Genomic DNA, 23,287 nt, shown 5'->3' on the forward strand with positions numbered 1-23,287 from the left:
AAACGTGGCAAAGAACATTCAAGCCATCCGTGGCATGAACGATTACCTGCCGGGCGAAACCGCCATTTGGCAGCGTATTGAAGGCGCACTGAAACAAGTGCTTGCCAGCTATGGCTACAGCGAAATCCGCTTGCCGATTGTAGAGCAGACCCCGTTATTCAAACGCGCTATCGGTGAAGTCACCGACGTGGTTGAAAAAGAGATGTATACCTTCGAAGACCGCAACGGCGATAGCCTGACGCTGCGTCCGGAAGGCACCGCTGGCTGCGTACGCGCCGGTATCGAACATGGTCTGCTGTACAATCAAGAACAACGCCTGTGGTATGTCGGGCCGATGTTCCGCCACGAACGTCCGCAGAAAGGGCGCTACCGCCAGTTTCATCAGCTGGGTGCGGAAGTGTTTGGCCTGCAGGGGCCGGATATCGACGCCGAGCTGATTATGCTGTCCGCGCGCTGGTGGCGTGCGCTTGGCATCGCGGAGCACGTTTCCCTGGAACTCAACTCCATCGGTTCGCTGGAAGCGCGCGCCAGGTACCGTGAAGCCCTGACCGCTTTCCTTGAACAGCATAAAGACCAACTGGATGAAGACTGCCAGCGCCGCATGTATACCAACCCGCTGCGCGTGCTGGATTCCAAGAACCCGGACGTGCAGGCGCTGCTCAACGACGCCCCTGCGCTGGGCGATTATCTGGATGACGAGTCCCGCGAACACTTCGCCGGGCTGTGCGCGTATCTGGACGCGGCGGGCATTGCGTATACCGTTAACCAGCGTCTGGTGCGCGGTCTGGATTACTATAACCGCACGGTATTCGAGTGGGTGACCACCAGCCTGGGCTCTCAGGGCACCGTGTGCGCCGGTGGCCGTTATGACGGCCTGGTTGAGCAGTTAGGCGGTCGCGCTACCCCAGCCGTGGGCTTTGCGATGGGTCTGGAACGTCTTGTTTTACTGGTTCAGGCAGTTAATCCGGAATTTAAAGCGCAAAGCGTTGTCGATATTTACCTGGTTGCCTCGGGTGCGAATACGCAAACGGCAGCGATGCTGTTGGCGGAAAGCGTACGTGATGCGCTGCCAGCCTGTAAGCTAATGACCAACTACGGCGGCGGTAATTTTAAGAAGCAGTTTGCGCGGGCAGATAAGTGGGGCGCGCGCATCGCACTGGTTCTGGGTGAAAACGAAGTCGCCGCGCGTCAGGTGGTGGTGAAGGATTTGCGTTCTGGTGAACAGCAAACGGTCGAACAAAGCGACCTGGCTGCTCACTTACAGGCGCTACTGGGTTAACTTCCCCGGTAATTTATCGTAAGGAGAAGGGCTGCGTGGAAATTTATGAGAATGAAAACGACCAGGTCGACGCGGTAAAGCGTTTCTTTGCTGAAAATGGCAAAGCGCTGGCCATCGGCGTGGTGTTAGGCATTGGCGCGCTGGTAGGCTGGCGTTACTGGACCGGGCATCAGGACGAATCCGTGCGGGCGGCATCGCTGGAATATCAAACAGCGATATCAGACATTCGTGCGGACAAGCCGCAAACCTTGACCGCTGTGGAAACGTTCGCGGCGAAAAATCAGAATACCTATGGCGCGCTGGCGTCACTGGAACTCGCGCAGCAGTTTGTTGATAAAAACGATCTTGCTAAAGCGGAAGCGAATCTGCAGCAGGGTCTGAAAAACACCAGCGACGAGAATTTGCAGGCGCTGATTAACGTGCGCCTGGCGCGTGTGCAGATCCAGCAAAAGCAGGTTGACGCTGCGCTAAAAACGCTCGACACCGTTAAAGGCGAAGGCTGGGTGGCTATCGTCGCCGATCTGCGCGGCGAAGCGCTGTTGAGTAAAGGTGACAAGCAGGGCGCGCGCGACGCATGGAGCAAAGGGGTAGAAAGCAATACTTCTCCGGCGCTGCGTGAAATGATGCAGATGAAAATCAATAACTTGTCCGTCTGAGAGGGACCCGATGCAATTGCGTAAATTACTTCTGCCAGGGCTGCTTTCCGTTACGCTGCTGAGCGGCTGCTCGCTGTTCAGTGGTGAAGAAGATGTGGTGAAAATGTCTCCGCTGCCGACGGTTGAGAACCAGTTCAATCCTGAAACGGCCTGGAGCACCTCCGTTGGCAACGGGATTGGCGATTTCTACTCTAATCTGCATCCTGCTTTCCAGGATGACACCGTCTATGCTGCCGATCGTCGTGGCATCGTGAAAGCGGTGAGCCTGAGTGATGGCAAAGAACAGTGGTCGGTTGATCTTTCTGAAAAAACCAGCTTCCTGTCGGCAAATCGTTCGGCGCTGCTTTCCGGCGGCCTGACGGCGGCGGGCGGTCACGTTTACGTGGGTAGCGAAAAAGCGCAGGTTTATGCGCTGAATAGCGCGGATGGATCTATCGTATGGCAAAGCAAAGTGGCGGGTGAAGCGCTGTCACGTCCGGTTGTCAGCGACGGTTTAGTATTGGTTCATACCAGCAACGGTATGCTGCAGGCGCTGAACGAAAGCGACGGCGCGGTGAAATGGACCGTGAGCCTGGATATGCCTTCGCTGTCGTTGCGCGGTGAATCCGCACCTGCGGTTGCTTTCGGCGCGGCGATTGTCGGCGGCGATAATGGCCGCGTGAGCGCGGTGCTGATGCAGCAGGGCCAGATGATTTGGCAACAGCGTATCTCCCAGGCGACCGGTGCCACGGAAATCGATCGTCTGAGCGATGTGGATACAACCCCAGTTGTGGTGAACGGCGTGGTTTACGCGCTGGCTTACAACGGCAACCTGAGCGCGCTGGATCTGCGTTCCGGCCAGATTATGTGGAAACGTGAGCTGGGCTCGGTGAACGATTTCGTGATCGACAATGGTCGCATTTATCTGGTGGATCAAACCGATCGCGTGCTGGCACTGAACACGGAAGGTGGCGTAACGCTGTGGACGCAACCTGCGCTGCAGTATCGCAACCTGACTTCGCCGGTCTTGTATAATGGTAATCTGGTGGTTGGTGATAGCGAAGGCTATCTGCACTGGATGGATACCAGCGACGGACGTTTCGTGGCGCAGCAAAAAGTCGACGGCTCCGGGTTCCAGACCGAACCGGTAGTCGCAAACGGCAAGCTGCTGATCCAGGCGAAAGACGGTACTCTGTACGCCATTACGCGTTAACGGCGCGCAGCGTTTTACCGCTTAAACGGCTCCTGAAACCCTCAGGGGCCGTTTACTGTTTTCTGAACCCGCTGAGATTTCAGCGGTTTTTATACTGATTTATCGTAATGAGGCTTTAACAATGGTACCTGTGGTCGCGCTTGTCGGGCGCCCTAATGTCGGAAAATCCACCTTATTTAATCGGTTAACCCGCACCCGTGATGCGCTGGTGGCGGATTTCCCGGGGCTGACTCGCGATCGTAAGTATGGTCGTGCTGAGGTGGAAGGCCGCGAGTTTATCTGTATCGATACCGGCGGTATCGATGGCACCGAAGACGGTGTAGAAACCCGTATGGCGGAACAGTCGTTGCTGGCAATTGAAGAAGCGGACGTGGTGCTGTTTATGGTGGATGCCCGCGCCGGCCTGATGCCAGCGGACACCGCCATCGCCAAACACCTGCGCTCGCGTGAAAAACCTACCTTCCTGGTGGCCAACAAAACCGACGGTATCGACCCGGATCAGGCCGTTCTGGATTTCTACTCGCTGGGCCTGGGCGAAATTCACCCGATCGCTGCTTCACACGGTCGCGGCGTGACCAGCCTGCTGGAACACGTGCTGATGCCGTGGATGGACGAACTCAATCCGCCGGAAGAGGTGGATGAAGACGCCGAATACTGGGCGCAGTTCGAAGAGCAGGAAGAGGGCGAAGAAGAGGAAGAAGAAGCCTTTAACCCACAGGATCTGCCGATTAAGCTGGCAATTGTCGGGCGTCCGAACGTGGGTAAATCCACGCTGACTAACCGCATCCTCGGCGAAGAGCGTGTGGTGGTGTATGACATGCCGGGCACCACCCGCGACAGTATTTACATCCCGATGGAACGCGACGAGCGCGAATACGTGCTGATCGACACCGCGGGCGTGCGCAAGCGCGGCAAAATCACCGATGCGGTGGAAAAATTCTCGGTAATCAAAACGCTACAGGCGATTGAAGACGCCAACGTAGTGCTGCTGGTGATCGACGCGCGCGAAGGTATTTCCGATCAGGATCTGTCGCTGCTGGGCTTTATCCTTAACAGCGGCCGCTCGCTGGTTATCGTGGTCAACAAATGGGATGGCCTGAGCCAGGAAGTGAAAGACCAGGTGAAAGAAACCCTGGATTTCCGTCTGGGCTTTATCGACTTCGCACGGGTGCACTTCATCTCCGCGCTGCACGGCAGCGGCGTCGGCAACCTGTTTGAATCAGTGCGCGAAGCCTATGACAGCTCCACGCGCCGCGTCAGCACCGCAATGCTGACGCGCATCATGAATATGGCGGCAGAAGACCATCAGCCGCCGCTGGTGCGCGGTCGCCGCGTGAAGCTGAAATACGCTCACGCGGGCGGTTATAACCCACCGATTGTGGTGATCCACGGTAATCAGGTGAAAGATCTGCCGGATTCCTACAAACGCTATCTGATGAACTACTTCCGCAAATCGCTGGACGTGATGGGTACGCCGATCCGCATCCAGTTCAAGGAAGGGGATAACCCGTTTGCCAACAAGCGCAACACCCTGACGCCGAACCAGATGCGTAAGCGTAAGCGCCTGATTAAGCACATTAAGAAAGGTAAGTAACCAAGCGGGGCCGAAAGGCCTCGTTTTGTCATTGAGGAGTGATGATGGAAATTCAATGCCCCCACTGCCAGCAGCCAGTTGAAGCAACGGCTACCGTTGCGCACTGTGAGTACTGCCAGCAGGATATCAATCTGGAAGCCCGCTGCCCGGACTGCCATCAGCCGTTACAGGTGCTGAAAGCCTGCGGCGCGGTGGATTATTTTTGCCAGCACGGTCACGGGCTGATTTCGAAAAAACGCGTCGAATTCGTGCCGGTTTAACGGCTTAGTCTTTGGCGGGGGTTTTGCGCTTACGCGGCGCTTTCACTGGCTGAATGCCGGTCACCTGGCTTTCGATCAGACCATCTTCTACCCGCGTAGTCAGCACGTCGCCCGCCTTCACCTGTTTGGTTTTTTTCAGCACTTTGCCGTCGGTGGCGGTGGTGACGCTGTAGCCGCGCGCCAGCGTAGCCAGCGGGCTGACGGCTTCAAGTTGCGCAATCGCCGTGCCGAAGCGCTGTTTGGTGCCGCCTAACCGTGCGGTAATCACCTGCGACAGCCGGTATTCGAGCTGCTGAATGCGGGTTTGCGCACGATGGATCCGCCCCTGCGGCTGCTGCTGGAACAAGCGTTGCGTCACGCGCTGCTGCTGTTGCGTTCCCTGACGCAGCCGGTTTTCAACGGCATTGTTCAGCCGCTGGCGCAGGCGTTCCAGCGTGGTTTGCTGACGCGCCAGCCGCAGTTGCGGATGCTGCTGTTGCAGACGATGGTGCAGCCGGGTAAACCGCTGCTGAAGATTAGCGAAGAAATAGTCCATCGCCATTTCCAGGCGCTGCTGCTGGCCCTGAATTTGCCGCAGCAGTTCCTGCTGATTACGACTCACCACTTCCGCCGCTGCCGACGGCGTCGGGGCGCGTAAGTCAGCAATAAAATCGGCAATGGTCACATCGGTTTCATGGCCTACCGCGCTGACGATGGGGATACGGCTGGCGAAAATCGCCCGCGCCACCCGCTCATCGTTAAAGCTCCACAAATCCTCCAGCGAACCGCCGCCGCGCCCGACGATCAGCACATCACACTCCGCGCGCTGATTGGCCAGCTCAATGGCGCGCACGATCTGCGCCGGGGCGTCGTCGCCCTGAACCGCTGTAGGGTAAATCACCACCGGCAGTGACGGATCGCGCCGTTGCAGCACATGCAAAATATCGTGCAGCGCCGCGCCGGTTTTCGAGGTGATGACGCCAATCTGGTGCGCCGGAGAGGGCAGCGGCTGTTTATGCTGAGCGTCAAACAGCCCTTCCTGCGACAATTTTTGCTTGAGCTGCTCAAACTGCTGTTGCAACAGGCCCACACCCGCAGGCTGCATGCTTTCAACGATGATTTGATAATCGCCGCGCGGCTCGTACAGCGTGATGTTAGCCCGCACCAGCACCTGTTGACCATGTTGCGGACGGAAGGTGACGCGGCGGTTGCTGTTGCGGAACATCGCGCAACGCACCTGCGCGCCGTCATCTTTCAGCGTGAAGTACCAGTGGCCGGACGCAGGTTGGGTGAAGTTAGAAATTTCACCGCTGATCCACACCTGGCCCATTTGCTGTTCCAGCAGCATCCGGACGGTCTGGTTTAATCGGCTGACGGTATAAATTGCGGGGGATTGGCTTAGCGACATGTGAGCTAGATCAAATTCTAAATCAGCAGGTTATTCAATCGATAGTAACGCGGCCAGAGACGATAGCAAGTTTTTTTATCAAAAAATGGTAGATGCAAACGGTTACGCTCTGTATAATGCCGCGGCAATATTTTATCTGTTCTCATTCACCCAGGTTGAGATATTGCCCATGCTACGTATCGCTAAAGAAGCACTGACGTTTGACGACGTTCTCCTCGTTCCCGCTCACTCTACCGTTCTGCCGAATACTGCTGATCTGAGCACGCAGTTAACCAAAACCATCCGCCTGAATATTCCTATGCTCTCTGCAGCAATGGATACCGTGACTGAGGCTCGCCTGGCCATCGCGCTGGCGCAGGAAGGCGGTCTTGGCTTCATCCACAAAAACATGTCGATTGAACGCCAGGCCGAAGAAGTTAAGCGCGTTAAAAAACACGAAAGCGGCGTCGTTACCGATCCGCAAACCGTGCTGCCGACCACTACACTGCGTGAAGTAAAAGAATTAACCGAACGTAATGGCTTCGCCGGTTATCCGGTGGTCACCGCGGACAACGAGCTGGTAGGCATCGTTACCGGTCGTGACGTGCGTTTCGTTACCGATCTGAGCCAGCCGGTCAGCGTTTACATGACGCCGAAAGAGCGTCTGGTCACCGTGCGCGAAGGCGAATCACGCGACGTCGTGCTGGCGAAGATGCACGAAAAACGCGTTGAAAAAGCGCTGGTCGTTGATGGTAGCTTCCATCTGCGCGGCATGATTACCGTAAAAGATTTCCAGAAAGCAGAACGTAAACCGAACTCCTGTAAAGACGAGCAGGGCCGTCTGCGCGTCGGCGCGGCAGTAGGCGCGGGTGCGGGCAATGAAGAGCGCATCGACGCACTGGTTGCTGCGGGCGTTGACGTACTGCTGATCGACTCCTCGCACGGTCATTCCGAAGGCGTGCTGCAGCGCATCCGCGAAACCCGTGCCAAATACCCGGATCTGCAAATCATCGGCGGTAACGTGGCGACGGCGGCAGGCGCACGTGCGCTGGCGGAAGCTGGCGTGAGCGCGGTGAAAGTCGGTATCGGCCCTGGCTCTATCTGTACTACCCGTATCGTCACTGGCGTGGGCGTTCCGCAAATCACCGCCGTGGCTGACGCGGTAGAAGCGCTGGAAGGCACCGGTATTCCGGTTATCGCCGATGGCGGTATCCGTTTCTCTGGCGACATCGCTAAAGCGATTGCCGCTGGCGCAAGCGCGGTGATGGTGGGTTCCATGCTGGCGGGCACCGAAGAATCTCCGGGCGAGATCGAACTCTACCAGGGTCGTTCTTACAAATCCTACCGTGGGATGGGCTCCCTGGGCGCGATGTCCAAAGGCTCTTCCGACCGTTACTTCCAGAGCGACAACGCCGCCGACAAACTGGTGCCGGAAGGTATCGAAGGCCGCGTGGCGTACAAAGGCCGCCTGAAAGAGATCATCCACCAGCAAATGGGCGGCCTGCGTTCCTGTATGGGCCTGACCGGCTGTGGTACTATCGATGCGCTGCGTACCAAAGCAGAGTTTGTACGCATCAGCGGTGCGGGTATCCAGGAAAGTCACGTTCACGATGTGACCATCACCAAAGAGTCCCCGAACTACCGTATGGGCTCCTGATTTTCTTCGCCCGACCTCGCGTCGGGCGATTTATTTAATCTGTTTCACTTGCCTCGGACTAAGCGTCAATGACAGACAATATTCATCAACATCGCATTCTCATCCTCGATTTCGGTTCTCAATATACTCAGCTGGTGGCGCGTCGCGTGCGTGAGCTGGGCGTGTATTGCGAGCTGTGGGCATGGGATGTTACTGAAGCACAAATTCGCGAATTTAATCCTAACGGCATTATTCTTTCCGGCGGCCCGGAAAGCACCACCGAGAACAACAGCCCGCGCGCGCCGCAGTACGTGTTCGAGGCGGGCGTTCCGGTTCTGGGTGTTTGCTATGGTATGCAGACCATGGCGATGCAGCTTGGCGGCCATGTTCAGGGTTCCGATGAGCGTGAATTCGGTTATGCGCAGGTTGAAGTTAAAACCGACAGCGCCCTGGTTCGCGGCATTGAAGATGCCCTGAGCGCAGACGGCAAACCGCTGCTGGACGTGTGGATGAGCCACGGCGATAAAGTCACCGCTATCCCTGCCGATTTCGTGACCGTTGCCAGCACCGAAACCTGCCCGTTCGCCATTATGGCTAACGAAGAAAAACGCTTTTACGGCGTGCAGTTCCATCCGGAAGTAACCCACACCCGCCAGGGCCTGCGCATGCTGGAGCGTTTTGTGCGCGACATCTGCCAGTGTGAAGCGCTGTGGACCCCGGCGAAAATCATCGACGACGCGGTAGAACGCATTCGCCAGCAGGTGGGCAACGATAAAGTGATCCTCGGCCTGTCCGGCGGCGTGGACTCTTCCGTTACCGCCATGCTGCTGCACCGCGCCATCGGCGATCGCCTGACCTGCGTGTTCGTCGACAACGGCCTGCTGCGCCTGAATGAAGCCGAGCAGGTAATGGATATGTTTGGCGATCACTTCGGCCTGAATATTGTTCACGTTCCGGCGGAAGCACGTTTCCTGGAAGCGTTGGCAGGGGAAAACGACCCGGAAGCCAAACGTAAGATCATTGGCCGTGTGTTCGTAGAAGTGTTCGACGAAGAAGCGTTGAGACTGGAAGACGTGAAATGGCTGGCGCAGGGCACCATCTATCCTGACGTGATCGAATCCGCCGCCTCCGCGACCGGTAAAGCGCACGTGATCAAATCGCACCACAACGTGGGCGGTCTGCCGAAAGAGATGAAGATGGGCCTCGTTGAGCCGCTGAAAGAGCTGTTCAAAGATGAAGTGCGCAAAATCGGTCTTGAACTGGGCCTGCCGTTCGACATGCTGTACCGTCACCCGTTCCCGGGGCCGGGCCTTGGCGTTCGCGTACTCGGCGAAGTGAAGAAAGAGTACTGCGACCTGCTGCGCCGCGCCGATGCGATTTTTATCGAAGAGCTGCGTAAAGCAGATCTTTACGACAAAGTCAGCCAGGCGTTTACCGTGTTCCTGCCGGTGCGCTCCGTAGGCGTAATGGGCGATGGCCGTAAATACGACTGGGTTGTTTCTCTGCGTGCGGTGGAAACCATCGACTTTATGACCGCGCACTGGGCGCATCTGCCTTACGATTTCCTGGGTCGCGTATCTAACCGTATTATTAACGAAGTGAATGGTATTTCCCGCGTGGTGTATGACATCAGCGGTAAGCCGCCAGCGACCATTGAGTGGGAATAATCAGATAAGCTCATTTGCCTGGTTACAATAAGTTCTATTGAAATTAACCCTCTATTACCAGAGGGTTTTTTTATGGGTATTTATGCCCCCTGACCGCAATCCACATTTTTTGTAGTATTACCCTACGGGTGCGTGCTTCTCTCTGTCAGCCGCTATAATACTGACTCAAGCACTGTCACGCTTCGCGATAATTACGGCATCAACAAAAGGGGGTTTTATTTTTCGTCTAATGAAAAATCACATATAGCCAAAATCAGGCTCGGTAGAAAACAGCCATAAAATAATAAGAGAGTGACTTAGCGCTGCTGCGGGGTATCGATGCTCAGGCTGATTTGCTGAGACTCAATTTTATCCTGATGGTGGTACCAGGCGCCGATAGCGGAGTAAACGAAGCGGCCAAAGAGGAACAAGAAGCTAATTAGCAAAATAATGCGAGTCATTCGATTGTTGAATCGGTGTCGTTTTCGCATACTGGTGGCCTGACTCACGCCATTTTCCTTTAGGTTTACCCGTCAACCGCGGGCGACAGGCTTATTAAGTCATAGCCGGGAGAAGAGGTCAATTAATCATCATGTAAAATTTATGTCAGGATGATTAACTATGGTTATCTATGTAATCATGGTATTTATCATGTGTATTGTAAGTGATTAATTACAAAAAAATACTTACCCACTGGACGGGCTTTTCCTTGTCATTTGACCCACATCAATTGTCGGTTTGTTAACCTAACTAAAATTTGCGTCTCTTCTGCTTGCGCTAAACGCAGCTTGCAGTGTCAACGGTTGGTTGGATGCCTGCCTTCTTTTCCCTCTGGATAATGGGAGTGTTTTTCGGGCATCTATGCATCTGGTAACCTTGTATCATCGAAATAAAGACAAATGGTGGTGTTTGCCACTGTTTCTCCCCTTGCTTTTACTCCCCATTACCCGACTAGCGAATACCCATGCGCAGATAGGTGAGGGCACGGTGGTTCTCTATTTTTTGCCGCTGGCTCTGATGATTAACCTGATGCTTTTTTTTGGCTGGGCGGCGTTGCCCGGATTGATCCTGGCGATTTTGATTAACTATCGTCATAACGTCGGCGCGCTGGATCTGTCTGTCACCACCATCCACTTTTTACTCTCGACGATCGTCAGCTGGGGCGGATACCGAATTTTTGAGACGCGCCGTTTCGCCATCTCCTATGGTCCTGGTAATGTGAATATTCAGCGCCTGTTCTGGCTGGTGTTCTGCAATGCCTCAATATTTATGATGTTCTATCAGTTCGCCAGTTTTTTCGGCCTTTATGATACGACGGCCAATCTGGTAGGCGAAAATCCCTTCAATATTCGCGCTCTCGTGAATTATCAGGGCGTATTAGTAGGGTGTCTGACAGGCGCACCGCTATGCTATCTGGCTATCCGGACTATTCGCCATCCGCGCTATCTACGCGCCTGGTATTCGCAAATGAAGCGTCAGTGCGATGCGCGGGTTAAACGAACGGAAGTGATCGTTTGGTTTAGCGTGACGTTGGGGTTGGTTTTATTACTGCTGTCTGCGCCCGAAAAAGAAAACAATTCAATATTCGCCACCAGCTATACGCTTTCCCTGTTGTTGCCGGTCATGCTGTGGGGGGCAATTCGCTTCGGATATCTGTTTATTACCCTGGTCTGGAGCCTGGTATTGCTGCTGCTATGCCGGTATTACGAACGTTACTTACCCACCTCTCCAGGGTATGAGCTGCAAATTGTCATCAGCTCATCCTGCTATTTTGTCTACTCGCTAACGATTATGATGATGGGCAAGGTCGCCACCTGGCAGCGCAATCTTCATAATCGTGGCCGGCGTCTGGCCTTTATCGACCCACTCGTCCATATGCCTAACCTGCGGGCGTTGAATCACGATTTGGCTAACTATCCCTGGTCGATGCTGTGTTTTCTGCGGGTTCCGGAACTGGAATTATTAGGACGTCATTATGGCGTCAGCTTACGTATTCACTACAAACAACAGCTCGCTGCCTGGCTCAGAGAAGTATTACATGAAGATGAGCTCACCTATCAGCTATCGGGGCATGACCTGGTTATTCGGTTGAGCACGCATAATCATGAAGAGCGTATCGCTATCCTCCATGAAAAGGTTAATGCGTTTCGCCTGATATGGGATGGTTTACCAATCCAGCCGCAAGTGGGCATGAGTTACTGTTTCCTGCGTTCGCCGGTGAACCATTTACATATCCTGCTGGGTGAAATGAGCTCGATTGCCGATTTATCACTCTCCACCCATCATCCGGAAAGTCTGCAGCGACGGGGCGGAAGCCAGCTACAGCGGACGGTAAAAATCAAAGTTGAGATGATGAACCGGCTTCAGATGGCGCTGGACAACGATCGCTTTGCGCTAATGATCCAGCGCGTAGACGGCGTACGGGGCGATTGCTATTACGAAGTGCTGCTGCGCATGTTGGATGAAAACGGCAACTTCTTTAAGCCTGGCGAATTCTTACCGGTAGCACATGAATTCGGCTTATCGTCGCGTATAGACCTGTGGGTACTGGAAAAAACGCTACGTTTTATTGATCAGCATCGTGCCGCGCTACCCGGTTTTCGCTTTGCCATTAACTTAACGCCATCATCGGTTTGCCGGGTGCCGTTTGCCGGCGAGGTTAAAACGATGCTGGCGAAATATCAGGTAGAGCCGTGGCAGCTAATTTTTGAAGTGACCGAAAGCCAGTCTCTGTCAAACATTGATCAGGTCAACCTGACGCTGAGCGCGTTACGCAATCTCGGCTGTCGTATCGCAATTGATGATTTTGGCACCGGTTATGCCAGCTATGCCCGGTTTAAAAACGTTACCGCTGATATTTTAAAGATCGACGGCAGCTTTGTGCGGAACCTGCTTTCCAGCAGCATGGATTACCAGATTGTCGCGTCGATTTGTAATCTGGCGCGCATGAAAAACATGCAGGTAGTGGCGGAATATGTTGAGAGTGAAGAAATTCGCGATGCCCTGCTGACGCTCGGTATTGATTATCAGCAGGGATATTTGATTGGTAAACCGCAGCCTATCGACAGCCTGGTTAACGCGCAAACAGCCGTGAATTAGCCGTTGGCCGCCGCGTCGGAGATCTGCTCCTCTTCAATCAGCAGTTTCCATCCGGTTACGGATTCCCAGTACTGCTGCTCGCGTTCCAGGTCCAGCAGCACCAGCGCGTTCTGGTTAAACCAGCCGCCAGGAAAGCGCAGCGTCCAGTGGTTGTCGTCGGTTTCCAGCACCAGGGTTGGCGGGGTGGTCGTCGACTGGCGCTGGTTATTCAGCAAGACGCCTAAGCGGAACAGTTGAATCAGCGGCAGATACTGCTTTTTCTTGAACAAGGCGAAGCGCGGCAGCTCGTCCAGTTTGATCGCTTTACGGTGATAGCGGACCAGGGTCGCCATCAGCATCTGCTGTTCCTGATTAAAGCCCGGCAAATCGCTATGCTGCAGAATATAGGCGGAGTGGCGATGTAGCCCGCTATGGTTGATGCTCAGTCCCACTTCATGCAGCAACGCCGCCCATTTCAGTAATGCCGAAAGCTGCGGGTCGGCAAGTTTAGGCTGCTGCGCCTGCCACTGATCGTACATTAGCGTGATGGTATCCAGCACCCGATGCGCCTGATCGCGATCGATATGATATTGGTTTGCCAGGCTCTGCGCAGTGCGGCTGCGAATATCCTGATGGCGGAAACGGCCTTCCATCTCATACAGTACGCCTTCGCGTAACGCCCCATCAGAGAGGCGCAGCTCGCGGATCCCCAACGCGTCAAACACGCCGCACAAAATCGCCAGCCCCGGCACAAAAACCGCCTTCCGCTCTTCCGACAGGCCCGGCAGGCTCAGGGCGTCAAAAGAGCGATGTTTTAACACCTCGGCGCACAGTAACTCCAGACGGTCCGGTGTAATCAAGCCATCTTTTTCGCCCATCTCCAGCAGCACTTCATGGGCTGCTTTGATCGTGCCGGAGGCGCCTAGCGCTACATTCCAGCCCTGAATGCGGAACTGCCAGGCGAGATTTTCCAGTTTCTGCACCGCCGTCATCCGCGCACGGCGGAAATTTTCCGGGCTGATAGCACCGCCGGGAAAGAACATCTGCGCGAAGCTCACGCAGCCCATACGGCGGCTCTCTACCAGCCTGGGTTCGAAATCTTCGCCGATCACCAGCTCCGTCGAGCCGCCGCCGATGTCGATCACCAGCTTGCGGCCTTTTTCCGGCTGAGTATGCTCCACGCCCATAAAAATCAGCCGCGCTTCTTCATTGCCGGAAATGATCTCGATGGGGTAGGGGATAACCTCTTTGGCACGCTTAAGGAAATCTGGCGCGTTCTGCGCCTGGCGCAGCGTATGGGTCCCGACGATACAGACGTTTTCCGCAGAGAAACCCTGCAAACGCTCCGCGAACAGCGACAGACAGTTCAGGCCGCGTTCCATGGCCTCTTCGCTAAGGATATTGTTTTCATCCAGACCATCCGCCAGGTGGACGCGCTGTTTAAGCCGTCCGATGATTTGCATTGCGCCATCCACTACGCGGGCAATCACCATATGGAAGCTGTTGGAGCCAAGGTCGACCGCAGCGAACTCCTGCGGTCGGGGAGCGTTTTGAGTTATCGGCATAGATTATTCTGGCTGTTCGAGTGATTTGATGTATTCGTAAATCGCTAACTGGCCGCGCAGTTTACGGCGGTTGCCGCGCGGAACATAGCGGTTACTGAGTTCTTTGTCGATATAGCGTGCTTTTACCGTATCGTTGAACAGCAAATCAAGGATATCGAGAATACGCTGTTTCAGCCGAGGGTCGAGCAGCGGCGTCGCCACCTCGATACGGTAATCGATATTACGGGTCATCCAGTCAGCGGAAGAGAGGAAGACTTTTTTATCGCCGCCGTTTTCAAACACGTAAACCCGGTCATGCTCCAGGAAACGATCGACGATGCTGATGACTTTAACGTTATCGCTGATGCCTTCCAACTGGGGGATCAGCGAGCACATGCCGCGGATCAGCAGGTTTACCGGCACGCCGGAGCTGGACGCCGCATACAGGCGATCCACCAGGCCCTTATCGACCAGGTTGTTCAGCTTCAGGGTGATACCGGAAGGCAGGCCGCTCTGGGCGTTGGCAATCTCTTTGTCGATCATTTCATACAGCAGGCGACGCGAGTTTTGCGGTGACACCAGCAGATAATCGAACGTGACCGGACGATACGGGTTTTCGATAAAGTTAAACACCCGGCGCACTTCGTTAGTGATGCGCGCATCGGCGGTAAGCAACGAGTAATCGGTGTAAAGCCGGGCAGTTTTCTCGTTAAAGTTGCCGGTGCCGATATGGGCGTAACGCACCACGTCCTCGCCCTCTTTACGGGAGATCAGGAACAGTTTGGCGTGAATTTTCAGCCCCGGCGCAGAGAAGATAACGTGTACGCCCGCTTCAGTCAGGCGTTTCGCCCAGTGGATATTGGCTTCTTCGTCGAAACGCGCCTGTAGCTCCACCACCACGGTAACTTTTTTACCGTTATGCGCTGCGTGGATCATCGCGTCGATAATGCGTGAATCTTTGGCCACGCGATAAATATTGATTTTTATCGCCAGCACGCTCGGGTCGAACGATGCCTGGCGCAGCAGTTCCAGCACGTGCTCAAAGGTGTGATACGGGTAATAAAGCAGCACGTCGCGCTCGCGAATGGCGTCGAAGCCGTTGCGGAATTTATCAAACCAGATATGGCGCAGGCGCGGCAGCGGTTTATTCACCAGATTGGCTTTGCCGACGTTCGGGAAGCTGATGAAGTCTTTGAAGTTGTGATAGCGGCCACCGGGCACAATAGAGTCATAGCGCGAAATCGATAACTTCTGGCGCAGCATCTCCACCATGGCGTCGGGCATATCGCGCTGGTACACAAAGCGCACCGGCTCTGCCGTCAGACGCTGTTTCAGGCTGGAAGACATCAGTTCCAGCAGGCTGGACTCCATCTCATGCACCAGATCGTATTCGGCGTCGCGGGTCATCTTCATTGAATAGGCGTTGAGCGCATCGTAATCGAAGAAGCCTTTAAAAATATCGTCCAGGCAGAAGCGCAGAATGTTATCCAGCAGGATCATCGGCTTGCGGCGGCGTGGCGTTTCCGGCGGCAGGTTAACGAAGCGCGGCACTTTATCCGACGGGATTTCCAGCAGCGCATAGCGTATTTCTTCGCCGCGAATGATTTCCACCGCCAGATAGGTGTAATCGTCTTTTAAAAACTGCACCAGGTCGGTATCGCGATACAGCAATATCGGCGTGATGTGCTGGCGCAAATAGTGTTTGAAATAGTGGCGCAGCCAGCCCTGCTGGTTTTGCGAAAGCTGACGTTCGTTGATCAGGAATATCTGGTTACGCGCCATCTCCAGCAGCAGATCGTTATACAGCCCATCAAATTCCTGATCGGCTTTAAGAACCCGCGACTGGATTTTGCCTAACAAATGACGCGAATGGGAGGTGATGCCCTGTTCTTCGCTAATCAAAATGCGGCGCTTCAGTTCGGCGAAGCGAACCTTATAAAACTCATCAAGATTATTGGAATAGATCCCCAGAAAACGCATCCGCTCGATCAGCGGGTTGCTTTTATCCGCAGCTTCCTGCAGTACACGCTCGTTGAATGACAGCCAACTGAGCTCTTTCTCGATGTAAAGTTTTTCCTGACCCATGACTACTGACACTCCGGTTATCTCACTCGGGACGTGGAAAATCCGTCTCGATACTATTATGGCGAGCTAAGACCCGCGATGTCCAACGATGCCACAAAAGTATGACAGCTACATGAGCGCGGCGGCGCTAAGTGGCTTTTTTACTTCATTTATTCGCTATAAACCCAAAAACAAAACAGGCCCGGTATTCACCAGGCCTGAATGTGGTCAACGCGTTCAGTCTTTACTCTTCGGACGCATAACCCTGAGCAGGCAGCGGTTTGCCGTCCAGCCAGGCCGCGTTGCCGTGCATGGTCAGGCGGCCTTCCATAAACCAACTGACCACCAGCGGATAAATAGCGTGTTCCTGAGCCTGCACCCGGGCCGTTACGTCATCTTCATCATCGCCTTCGAACACCGGCACGGTTGCCTGTAAAATCACCGGTCCGCCGTCCAGCTCATCGGTGACAAAATGCACCGACGTGCCGTGCTCTTCGTCGCCGTTTTCCAGCACCTGACGATGCGTATGCAGGCCGGGGTATTTTGGCAGCAGGGAAGGGTGGATGTTGATCAGCCGTCCGCGATAGTGCGCCACGAACGCCGGGCTCAGAATGCGCATATAGCCTGCCAGCACCACCAGATCCGGGGCATAGGCATCAATTTCCAGCATTAACTCACGGTCGAATGCTTCGCGGCTGGCGAACTGGTCCGCCGTCAGCGCATGGGCGGGAATGCCCGCCTCCCTGGCGCGTTCAAGGCCGAACGCGTCGGCCTTGTTGCTGAATACCGCGCTAATGGTGCCGTTGATTTTCTTCTGTTGGCAGGCGTCGATAATAGCCTGCAGGTTGCTTCCGTTGCCGGAAATCAGCACCACAATGTGTTTCATTACTCAATAACCACGCGTTGTTCGGAATCAGAAGCCTTGATGATACCGATTTTCCACGCCTTTTCGCCACGCGCATTGAGTAAAGAAATCGCTTTTTCGGACTCGCTCGCAGGCAGGGCGATGACCATTCCGACACCGCAGTTAAATGTGCGATACATCTCGTGTTTACTGACGTTACCCGCGTTCTGCATCCAGTCGAATACCGCTGGCCACTGCCAGGAGGATTCGTCGATTACGGCCTGGGTGTTGTCCGGCAGAACGCGTGGGATGTTTTCCCAGAAGCCGCCGCCGGTCAGGTGGGCAATCGCATGGACGTCAACCTGCTCGATCAGCTCAAGAATGGATTTCACGTAAATGCGGGTCGGCGCCAGCAGGTGATCCGCCAGCGGTTTGTCTTCCAGTTGGGTGGTCAGCGGATCGCAACCGCTCACTTCAACAATTTTGCGCACCAGCGAATAGCCGTTGGAGTGCGGGCCGCTGGAGGCGAGGGCAATCAGCACGTCGCCGTCGGCGACTTTAGAACCGTCGATAATCTCTGACTTCTCGACCACGCCCACGCAGAAACCGGCTACGTCGTAATCTTCGCCGTGGTACATGCCCGGCATTTCCGCCGTTTCGCCGCCGACCAGCGCGCAGCCGGACTGCAAACAGCCTTCGGCGATACCGCTAATGACGCTGGCTGCGGTGTCCACATCCAGTTTGCCGGTGGCGTAGTAGTCGAGGAAGAACAGCGGCTCTGCGCCCTGTACCACCAGATCGTTAACGCACATGGCGACCAAATCGATGCCGATAGTGTCGTGACGTTTTAAATCCATCGCCAGACGCAGCTTGGTGCCGACGCCGTCGGTGCCCGATACCAGAACCGGCTCGCGATATTTCTGCGGCAGCGCGCACAATGCGCCGAATCCGCCCAGTCCACCCATCACTTCCGGGCGGCGAGTTTTTTTCACGACGCCTTTAATACGGTCGACCAGAGCATTGCCTGCATCAATATCAACACCGGCATCTTTATAGCTGAGAGAGGTTTTATCGGTCACTGCACAATCCCCACGCGGTTGCGGTAGTAAGAAAACGCGGCAATTCTAGCAGCGCAGGCAAACGTTTGCGAGCCTCTTATTTAGCGCGTTTAAAATCTTATGGGTTAGACTGATTCCAGTTCAGTTGATCCCGATCATGACCATTAGATATGGCGCAGCGGCGAAAAAGCGGTATAATCCGGCGATTTTTTTTGTGGCTGCCACCTTTCTGGGGAGAAAGAGTATGAAGATCGTGGAAGTGAAACACCCACTCGTCAAACACAAGCTCGGGCTGATGCGTGAAAATGATATTAGCACCAAGCGCTTTCGTGAACTGGCCTCGGAAGTGGGCAGCCTGCTGACCTATGAAGCGACGTCCGACCTCGAAACTGAAAAAGTGACCATTGAAGGCTGGAACGGCCCGGTCCAGGTCGAGCAAATCAAAGGCAAAAAAATTACCGTGGTGCCGATCCTGCGTGCCGGTCTGGGCATGATGGAAGGCGTGCTGGAGCACGTACCGAGCGCGCGTATCAGCGTGGTAGGCATTTACCGTAACGAAGAGACGCTGGAGCCGGTGCCTTACTTCCAGAAGCTGGTTTCCAACATCGACGAGCGTATGGCGCTGGTGGTTGACCCGATGCTGGCGACCGGCGGCTCAATGATTGCCACCATCGACCTGCTGAAAAACGCCGGCTGCCACAGCATTAAAGTGCTGGTGCTGGTCGCCGCGCCGGAAGGTATCGCCGCGCTGGAGAAAGCGCACCCGGACGTGGAGCTGTATACCGCTTCCATCGATCAGGGATTGAACGAGCACGGATACATTATTCCGGGCCTCGGCGATGCCGGCGACAAGATTTTTGGTACTAAATAAATGAATTAACGAAAAAAGCCGACTTTGATAGTCGGCTTTTTTTTGGATTGTTCATGACTAAACCTTATTACATAAAACGCGAAAACAACACTCAGAGGAAAACACTATGACGCGCCGTGCTATCGGGGTAAGCGAAAGACCACCGCTGCTTCAAACCATCCCGCTTAGTTTGCAGCACTTGTTCGCCATGTTTGGCGCAACCGTGCTGGTGCCAATCCTGTTTCATATCAACCCGGCCACCGTTCTGCTGTTCAACGGCATCGGGACCCTGCTGTATCTGTTTATCTGTAAGGGCAAAATCCCGGCCTATCTCGGCTCGAGCTTTGCGTTTATCTCTCCAGTGTTATTACTGCTGCCGCTGGGTTATGAGCTGGCGCTGGGCGGTTTTATCGTCTGCGGCGCGCTGTTCTGCCTGGTGGCGTTGATCGTCAAAAAAGCCGGCACCGGCTGGCTGGACGTGATGTTCCCACCGGCGGCGATGGGCGCGATTGTTGCGGTTATCGGTCTGGAACTGGCGGGCGTGGCGGCGAATATGGCTGGCCTGTTACCCGCAGAAGGGCAGATGCCGGATTCCACTACCATTATCATTTCGCTGGTGACGCTGGGCGTGACGGTATTTGGTTCGGTGCTGTTCCGCGGTTTTCTGGCGATTATCCCGATCCTGATTGGCGTGCTGGCGGGCTACGCGCTCTCCTTTGCGATGGGCGTGGTGGACGTAACGCCGATTAAAGACGCGCACTGGTTCGCGCTGCCGACCTTTTACACCCCGCGCTTTGAGTGGTTCGCTATTTTCACCATTCTGCCTGCGGCGCTGGTGGTGATTGCCGAACACGTCGGCCACCTGGTGGTGACCGCCAATATCGTGAAAAAAGACCTGATCCGCGATCCGGGCCTGCACCGCTCAATGTTCGCCAACGGTCTCTCCACCATGATTTCTGGTTTCTTCGGCTCCACGCCGAATACCACCTACGGTGAAAACATCGGCGTGATGGCGATTACCCGCGTATACAGTACCTGGGTTATCGGCGGGGCGGCGATTATCGCGATCCTGCTCTCCTGCGTCGGTAAACTGGCGGCGGCGATCCAGATTATCCCGGTTCCGGTGATGGGCGGCGTGTCGCTGCTGCTGTACGGGGTGATCGGCGCGTCGGGTATTCGCGTACTCATCGATTCCAAAGTGGATTACAGCAAAGCGCAAAACCTGATCCTGACCTCGGTGATCCTGATCATCGGCGTCAGCGGTGCGAAAGTGCATGTCGGCGCGGCAGAGCTTAAAGGCATGGCGCTGGCGACCATTGTCGGCGTGCTGCTGAGCCTGATTTTCAAACTGATCAGCGTACTGCGCCCGGAAGAAGTGGTGCTGGACGCGGAAGATCAGGAAAAAGCTTCCTGATCGTAGCAAACCGGGCGGATCTGCCGCCCGGTTCATTACGCTGCCTTTTCTGTGATAAACTCAACGCGATTTTATTCAGGCACTGGTTGAGGTCTCTCTGAACACACCGGCACAGCTCTCTTTGCCACTCTATTTACCCGATGATGAAACTTTCGCAAGTTTCTGGCCGGGTGATAACCCTTCTTTATTAGCCGCGCTGCAAAACGTGTTGCGTCAGGAGCACAGCGGTTATATCTACTTCTGGTCTCGCGAAGGAGCAGGGCGCAGCCATCTGCTGCATGCGGCCTGTGCTGAACTCTCGGCGCGCGGCGATGCGGTGGGCTATGTTCCGCTCGATAAACGCACCTGGTTTGTCCCGGAAGTGCTGGATGGCATGGAACAACTGTCGCTGGTATGCATCGATAATATTGAATGCATCGCGGGGGATGAGCTGTGGGAAATGGCGATCTTTAATCTCTATAACCGCATTCTCGAATCCGGTAAAACCCGTTTGCTGATCACCGGCGACCGGCCGCCGCGCCAGCTTAATCTCCAGCTTGCCGATTTAGCTTCCCGCCTCGACTGGGGGCAAATCTATAAGCTTCAGCCGCTGTCGGATGATGACAAATTACAGGCGCTACAGCTGCGGGCGCGCCAGCGCGGGTTTGAACTGCCGGAAGACGTGGGGCGTTTTTTACTCAAGCGGCTGGACCGGGAGATGCGCACGCTGTTTATGACGCTCGATCAGCTGGATCGCGCCTCGATTACCGCTCAGCGCAAGCTCACGATCCCATTTGTGAAGGAAATTCTTGGACTGTAACCGCAGGCAGATTCACCTGCGGTAAAGGCGTGTTACAGGATCTCCAGCACTGACTCCGGCGGGCGGCCAATACGGGCGTTGCCCTCGGTCACCACAATCGGACGCTCAATCAGTTTCGGGTTTTCTACCATCGCGGCGATAAGCTGCTCTTCCGTCAGCGCCGGATCGCCGAGCTTCAACTCGCTATAAATCTCTTCTTTCTGGCGCATCAAGTGGCGCGCGCTGCTGTAACCCAGCTGTTTGAGCAATTGTTTGAGGGTGGCCGCGTCCGGCGGCGTCTCCAGATACAGCACCACTTCCGGCTCGACGCCGTTTTCTTTCAGTAAATTCAGCGTTTCGCGGCTCTTTGAGCAGCGCGGATTATGGTAAATCGTGACCGTACCAGACATTGTTTCTCCTGTTACATTTTCTCGTAAGGGCGGAATCGCATTTGCAGCTGGCGCAGCTGGTCAATACGCGCATCGTAGCGCGCCTGTTGCAGGCTACCGACTTTCACCTGGGAGCTGGCGCTGCTTAACAGCGAAATGGACTGATCGAGTCTGCCCAGCAGCGCCATCACTTCCGCGCGCGCCGCCAGTTCCTGATCGCGGTTGCCGAGCGCGGCCTGCGCCTGCGCCAGCAGATCCCAACCGTTGGAATCATCCGGATGGGAGAAGGTATAGCGGTTAAGGATTTTCACCGATTCGCCGGGCTGTTTCGCTTCAAGGTACGCGTTCGCCAGGTTGAGTTGCAGCACCGGATTGTTTTTCAGATCCGGCGCGCTTTTCAGGCGATTAACCGCGTCGCTGGCCCTGTTCAGCCCCAGGTCGATATCGGTAGAGAGATCGAGATACCAGGGATTGCCGGGCTGGGCGGCAATCAGCGGCTGCAATAGGGTACGCGCTTCGGCGAAGTTTTTCCCCACCATCGCCTGTAGCGCTTTGCCATAGGCGGCGGCATGTTGTTCGCGAACGTTGCCTTTTGCCCAGGCGTCAAGGATATCGCTGGTAAGCTGGTTGCGCCCGGAGTTGTACATCCCCAGCGTGCGCGCTTTCGCCATGTAGAAATTTTCCGACGACTGTGCCACCACCGGGCGCATCTGATTGGCGCGGTTGCGGGCATCGGAAAGACGGCTTTCCGGCAGCGGGTGCGTCAGCAAAATTTCCGGCGGACGCGACGAATAGCGCGCCTGGTCGAGCAGTTTTTCCAGGAAGGTTGGCATCGCCTGCGGGTCGAAACCGGAACGTTGTAGCACCTGAATGCCGATACGATCGGCTTCCTGCTCGTTTTGCTGGGTAAAACTAATCATCCCCTGCTGGGTGCCGGCCAGCGTACCGGTCAGCGCTGCCATACCGGCCTGCGGGCTGGCCATAGCGAGCAGAATCGACCCCAGCGCGCCCACCCAGGTGAGCGGGGCATTGCGCTTTTGATCTTCCATCGCGCGCGCCAGATGGCGCTGGGTGACGTGAGAAATTTCGTGTGCCATTACCGATGCCAGCTGGCTTTCATTATCGGCGTAGCGGAATAGCGCGGTGTGCAGCACCACATTGCCGCCGAAGAAGGCGAAGGCGTTGATTTCATCGTTATTGATCAAAAAGAAATGAAACGGCGTGCGCACCGAATCCGCATGAGCAACCAGCCGCATCCCCAGACCGTTAATGTACTGTACCAGCAGAGGGTCGTTGATTAGCGGCGCGCTGCCGCGCAGCTGGCGAACATAGTAGTCGCCCATCTGCATTTCCTGACCAATAGAGAGCGTGCTGCCCGCCGACGTGCCCATATCGGGAAGTTCGCTGGCGCTGTGCGCAAAGGCGGGAAGCGTCTGGCCTGCCATCATGGCGGTAATGAGCGTTGCAATCAGTGTCTTTTTCAACTGCCTGAACATAACCACGTCCTGTCTGTCTGGGATCTCTTTTTGACCTGCGCGACGCCGCTTTGTTCACTGGTGAGGAAAACGCTGCAAGGCCGCCTGAGCGAGGAAAAGATATCTTAGTGAGCCAGGATGCGATTGTCTTGAGGCGGCCAGAA

Annotated in this window: 19 protein-coding genes; 11 read left to right on the forward strand and 8 right to left on the reverse strand. The window is 55.3% G+C overall.

Annotated elements, in window-relative coordinates; all coding sequences use genetic code 11:
- Positions 1 to 4: 4 nt before the first annotated feature.
- The 5 genes from hisS to FND52_RS06595 all read left to right on the forward strand — a co-directional run bounded on the left by hisS (position 5) and on the right by FND52_RS06595 (position 4,981).
- On the forward strand, positions 5 to 1,279 hold the full coding sequence (hisS, locus tag FND52_RS06575; protein ID WP_125294123.1) for a histidine--tRNA ligase: 1,275 nt from the start codon (positions 5 to 7) through the stop codon (positions 1,277 to 1,279).
- Positions 1,280 to 1,314: 35 nt separating this feature from the next.
- Positions 1,315 to 1,935, forward strand: coding sequence for a YfgM family protein (locus tag FND52_RS06580; protein ID WP_125294124.1), 621 nt, complete (start codon positions 1,315 to 1,317; stop codon positions 1,933 to 1,935).
- Positions 1,936 to 1,945: 10 nt separating this feature from the next.
- Positions 1,946 to 3,127 (forward strand): outer membrane protein assembly factor BamB, encoded by a 1,182-nt coding sequence (gene bamB / locus FND52_RS06585; RefSeq protein ID WP_125294125.1) that lies wholly within the window; start codon positions 1,946 to 1,948, stop codon positions 3,125 to 3,127.
- 121 nt (positions 3,128 to 3,248) lie between these two features.
- On the forward strand, positions 3,249 to 4,721 hold the full coding sequence (gene der / locus FND52_RS06590; protein WP_125294126.1) for a ribosome biogenesis GTPase Der: 1,473 nt from the start codon (positions 3,249 to 3,251) through the stop codon (positions 4,719 to 4,721).
- A gap of 44 nt (positions 4,722 to 4,765) precedes the next feature.
- Positions 4,766 to 4,981 (forward strand): zinc ribbon domain-containing protein, encoded by a 216-nt coding sequence (locus tag FND52_RS06595; protein WP_144130141.1) that lies wholly within the window; start codon positions 4,766 to 4,768, stop codon positions 4,979 to 4,981.
- A gap of 4 nt (positions 4,982 to 4,985) precedes the next feature.
- Here FND52_RS06595 and xseA read toward each other — a convergent pair whose 3' ends face one another.
- Positions 4,986 to 6,368, reverse strand: coding sequence for an exodeoxyribonuclease VII large subunit (xseA, locus tag FND52_RS06600; protein ID WP_125294128.1), 1,383 nt, complete (start codon positions 6,366 to 6,368; stop codon positions 4,986 to 4,988).
- 169 nt (positions 6,369 to 6,537) lie between these two features.
- Between xseA and guaB the strand changes: the two genes are divergently transcribed.
- Positions 6,538 to 8,004 (forward strand): IMP dehydrogenase, encoded by a 1,467-nt coding sequence (gene guaB, locus FND52_RS06605; protein ID WP_125294129.1) that lies wholly within the window; start codon positions 6,538 to 6,540, stop codon positions 8,002 to 8,004.
- A 68-nt stretch (positions 8,005 to 8,072) separates the two neighbouring features.
- A complete protein-coding gene (gene guaA, locus FND52_RS06610; RefSeq protein ID WP_144130142.1) occupies positions 8,073 to 9,650 on the forward strand; it encodes a glutamine-hydrolyzing GMP synthase in 1,578 nt (525 codons plus the stop codon).
- A 296-nt stretch (positions 9,651 to 9,946) separates the two neighbouring features.
- Here guaA and FND52_RS06615 read toward each other — a convergent pair whose 3' ends face one another.
- Positions 9,947 to 10,138: a YfgG family protein gene (locus FND52_RS06615; RefSeq protein WP_125294131.1), complete on the reverse strand. Its 192-nt coding sequence runs from the start codon at positions 10,136 to 10,138 to the stop codon at positions 9,947 to 9,949.
- Positions 10,139 to 10,490: 352 nt separating this feature from the next.
- Between FND52_RS06615 and FND52_RS06620 the strand changes: the two genes are divergently transcribed.
- Positions 10,491 to 12,728 (forward strand): bifunctional diguanylate cyclase/phosphodiesterase, encoded by a 2,238-nt coding sequence (locus FND52_RS06620; protein ID WP_125294132.1) that lies wholly within the window; start codon positions 10,491 to 10,493, stop codon positions 12,726 to 12,728.
- Here the strand turns inward: FND52_RS06620 and ppx are convergent.
- From ppx to purM, 4 genes are all read right to left on the reverse strand, one after another.
- The gene (gene ppx, locus FND52_RS06625) at positions 12,725 to 14,272 is read right to left on the reverse strand and encodes an exopolyphosphatase (RefSeq protein ID WP_144130143.1); all 1,548 of its coding nucleotides are present in this window, start codon (positions 14,270 to 14,272) and stop codon (positions 12,725 to 12,727) included. The genes FND52_RS06620 and ppx overlap by 4 nt on opposite strands.
- A gap of 3 nt (positions 14,273 to 14,275) precedes the next feature.
- Complete coding sequence (gene ppk1 / locus FND52_RS06630) at positions 14,276 to 16,336, reverse strand: polyphosphate kinase 1 (RefSeq protein ID WP_144130144.1); 2,061 nt, start codon at positions 16,334 to 16,336, stop codon at positions 14,276 to 14,278.
- A 223-nt stretch (positions 16,337 to 16,559) separates the two neighbouring features.
- The gene (purN, locus tag FND52_RS06635; RefSeq protein ID WP_125294135.1) at positions 16,560 to 17,201 is read right to left on the reverse strand and encodes a phosphoribosylglycinamide formyltransferase; all 642 of its coding nucleotides are present in this window, start codon (positions 17,199 to 17,201) and stop codon (positions 16,560 to 16,562) included.
- Positions 17,201 to 18,238: a phosphoribosylformylglycinamidine cyclo-ligase gene (purM, locus tag FND52_RS06640; RefSeq protein WP_125294136.1), complete on the reverse strand. Its 1,038-nt coding sequence runs from the start codon at positions 18,236 to 18,238 to the stop codon at positions 17,201 to 17,203. The genes purN and purM overlap by 1 nt, the downstream gene beginning before the upstream one ends.
- 223 nt (positions 18,239 to 18,461) lie before the next feature.
- Between purM and upp the strand changes: the two genes are divergently transcribed.
- The 3 genes from upp to FND52_RS06655 all read left to right on the forward strand — a co-directional run bounded on the left by upp (position 18,462) and on the right by FND52_RS06655 (position 21,280).
- Complete coding sequence (upp, locus tag FND52_RS06645; protein ID WP_002463640.1) at positions 18,462 to 19,088, forward strand: uracil phosphoribosyltransferase; 627 nt, start codon at positions 18,462 to 18,464, stop codon at positions 19,086 to 19,088.
- 106 nt (positions 19,089 to 19,194) lie between these two features.
- Positions 19,195 to 20,481: a uracil permease gene (gene uraA / locus FND52_RS06650; RefSeq protein ID WP_125294137.1), complete on the forward strand. Its 1,287-nt coding sequence runs from the start codon at positions 19,195 to 19,197 to the stop codon at positions 20,479 to 20,481.
- A 97-nt stretch (positions 20,482 to 20,578) separates the two neighbouring features.
- The gene (locus tag FND52_RS06655; protein WP_221740218.1) at positions 20,579 to 21,280 is read left to right on the forward strand and encodes a DnaA inactivator Hda; all 702 of its coding nucleotides are present in this window, start codon (positions 20,579 to 20,581) and stop codon (positions 21,278 to 21,280) included.
- Between the two features lie 32 nt (positions 21,281 to 21,312).
- Here FND52_RS06655 and arsC read toward each other — a convergent pair whose 3' ends face one another.
- Both arsC and bepA read right to left on the reverse strand, forming a co-directional pair.
- Entirely contained in the window at positions 21,313 to 21,669 is a 357-nt protein-coding gene (arsC, locus tag FND52_RS06660) for an arsenate reductase (glutaredoxin) (protein ID WP_125294139.1), read from the reverse strand.
- Between the two features lie 11 nt (positions 21,670 to 21,680).
- Positions 21,681 to 23,144 carry a beta-barrel assembly-enhancing protease gene (gene bepA, locus FND52_RS06665; protein ID WP_144130145.1) on the reverse strand — a complete coding sequence of 488 codons (1,464 nt, stop codon included), beginning with the start codon at positions 23,142 to 23,144 and terminating at the stop codon, positions 21,681 to 21,683.
- Between the last annotated feature and the right edge of the window lie 143 nt (positions 23,145 to 23,287).

This window comes from Atlantibacter subterraneus, from assembly GCF_007570865.1.
Lineage (GTDB): Bacteria > Pseudomonadota > Gammaproteobacteria > Enterobacterales > Enterobacteriaceae > Atlantibacter > Atlantibacter subterraneus.

What these genes read in the sequence shown, in the direction of transcription:
- bepA (WP_144130145.1), bottom strand. Translation starts at nt 23,144, where the DNA reads ATGTTCAGGCAGTTGAAAAAGACACTGATTGCAACGCTCATTACCGCC.
- guaA (WP_144130142.1), top strand. Translation starts at nt 8,073, where the DNA reads ATGACAGACAATATTCATCAACATCGCATTCTCATCCTCGATTTCGGT.
- upp (WP_002463640.1), top strand. Translation starts at nt 18,462, where the DNA reads ATGAAGATCGTGGAAGTGAAACACCCACTCGTCAAACACAAGCTCGGG.
- bamB (WP_125294125.1), top strand. Translation starts at nt 1,946, where the DNA reads ATGCAATTGCGTAAATTACTTCTGCCAGGGCTGCTTTCCGTTACGCTG.
- guaB (WP_125294129.1), top strand. Translation starts at nt 6,538, where the DNA reads ATGCTACGTATCGCTAAAGAAGCACTGACGTTTGACGACGTTCTCCTC.
- ppx (WP_144130143.1), bottom strand. Translation starts at nt 14,272, where the DNA reads ATGCCGATAACTCAAAACGCTCCCCGACCGCAGGAGTTCGCTGCGGTC.
- purN (WP_125294135.1), bottom strand. Translation starts at nt 17,201, where the DNA reads ATGAAACACATTGTGGTGCTGATTTCCGGCAACGGAAGCAACCTGCAG.
- der (WP_125294126.1), top strand. Translation starts at nt 3,249, where the DNA reads ATGGTACCTGTGGTCGCGCTTGTCGGGCGCCCTAATGTCGGAAAATCC.
- xseA (WP_125294128.1), bottom strand. Translation starts at nt 6,368, where the DNA reads ATGTCGCTAAGCCAATCCCCCGCAATTTATACCGTCAGCCGATTAAAC.
- uraA (WP_125294137.1), top strand. Translation starts at nt 19,195, where the DNA reads ATGACGCGCCGTGCTATCGGGGTAAGCGAAAGACCACCGCTGCTTCAA.
- arsC (WP_125294139.1), bottom strand. Translation starts at nt 21,669, where the DNA reads ATGTCTGGTACGGTCACGATTTACCATAATCCGCGCTGCTCAAAGAGC.
- FND52_RS06620 (WP_125294132.1), top strand. Translation starts at nt 10,491, where the DNA reads ATGCATCTGGTAACCTTGTATCATCGAAATAAAGACAAATGGTGGTGT.
- FND52_RS06595 (WP_144130141.1), top strand. Translation starts at nt 4,766, where the DNA reads ATGGAAATTCAATGCCCCCACTGCCAGCAGCCAGTTGAAGCAACGGCT.
- ppk1 (WP_144130144.1), bottom strand. Translation starts at nt 16,336, where the DNA reads ATGGGTCAGGAAAAACTTTACATCGAGAAAGAGCTCAGTTGGCTGTCA.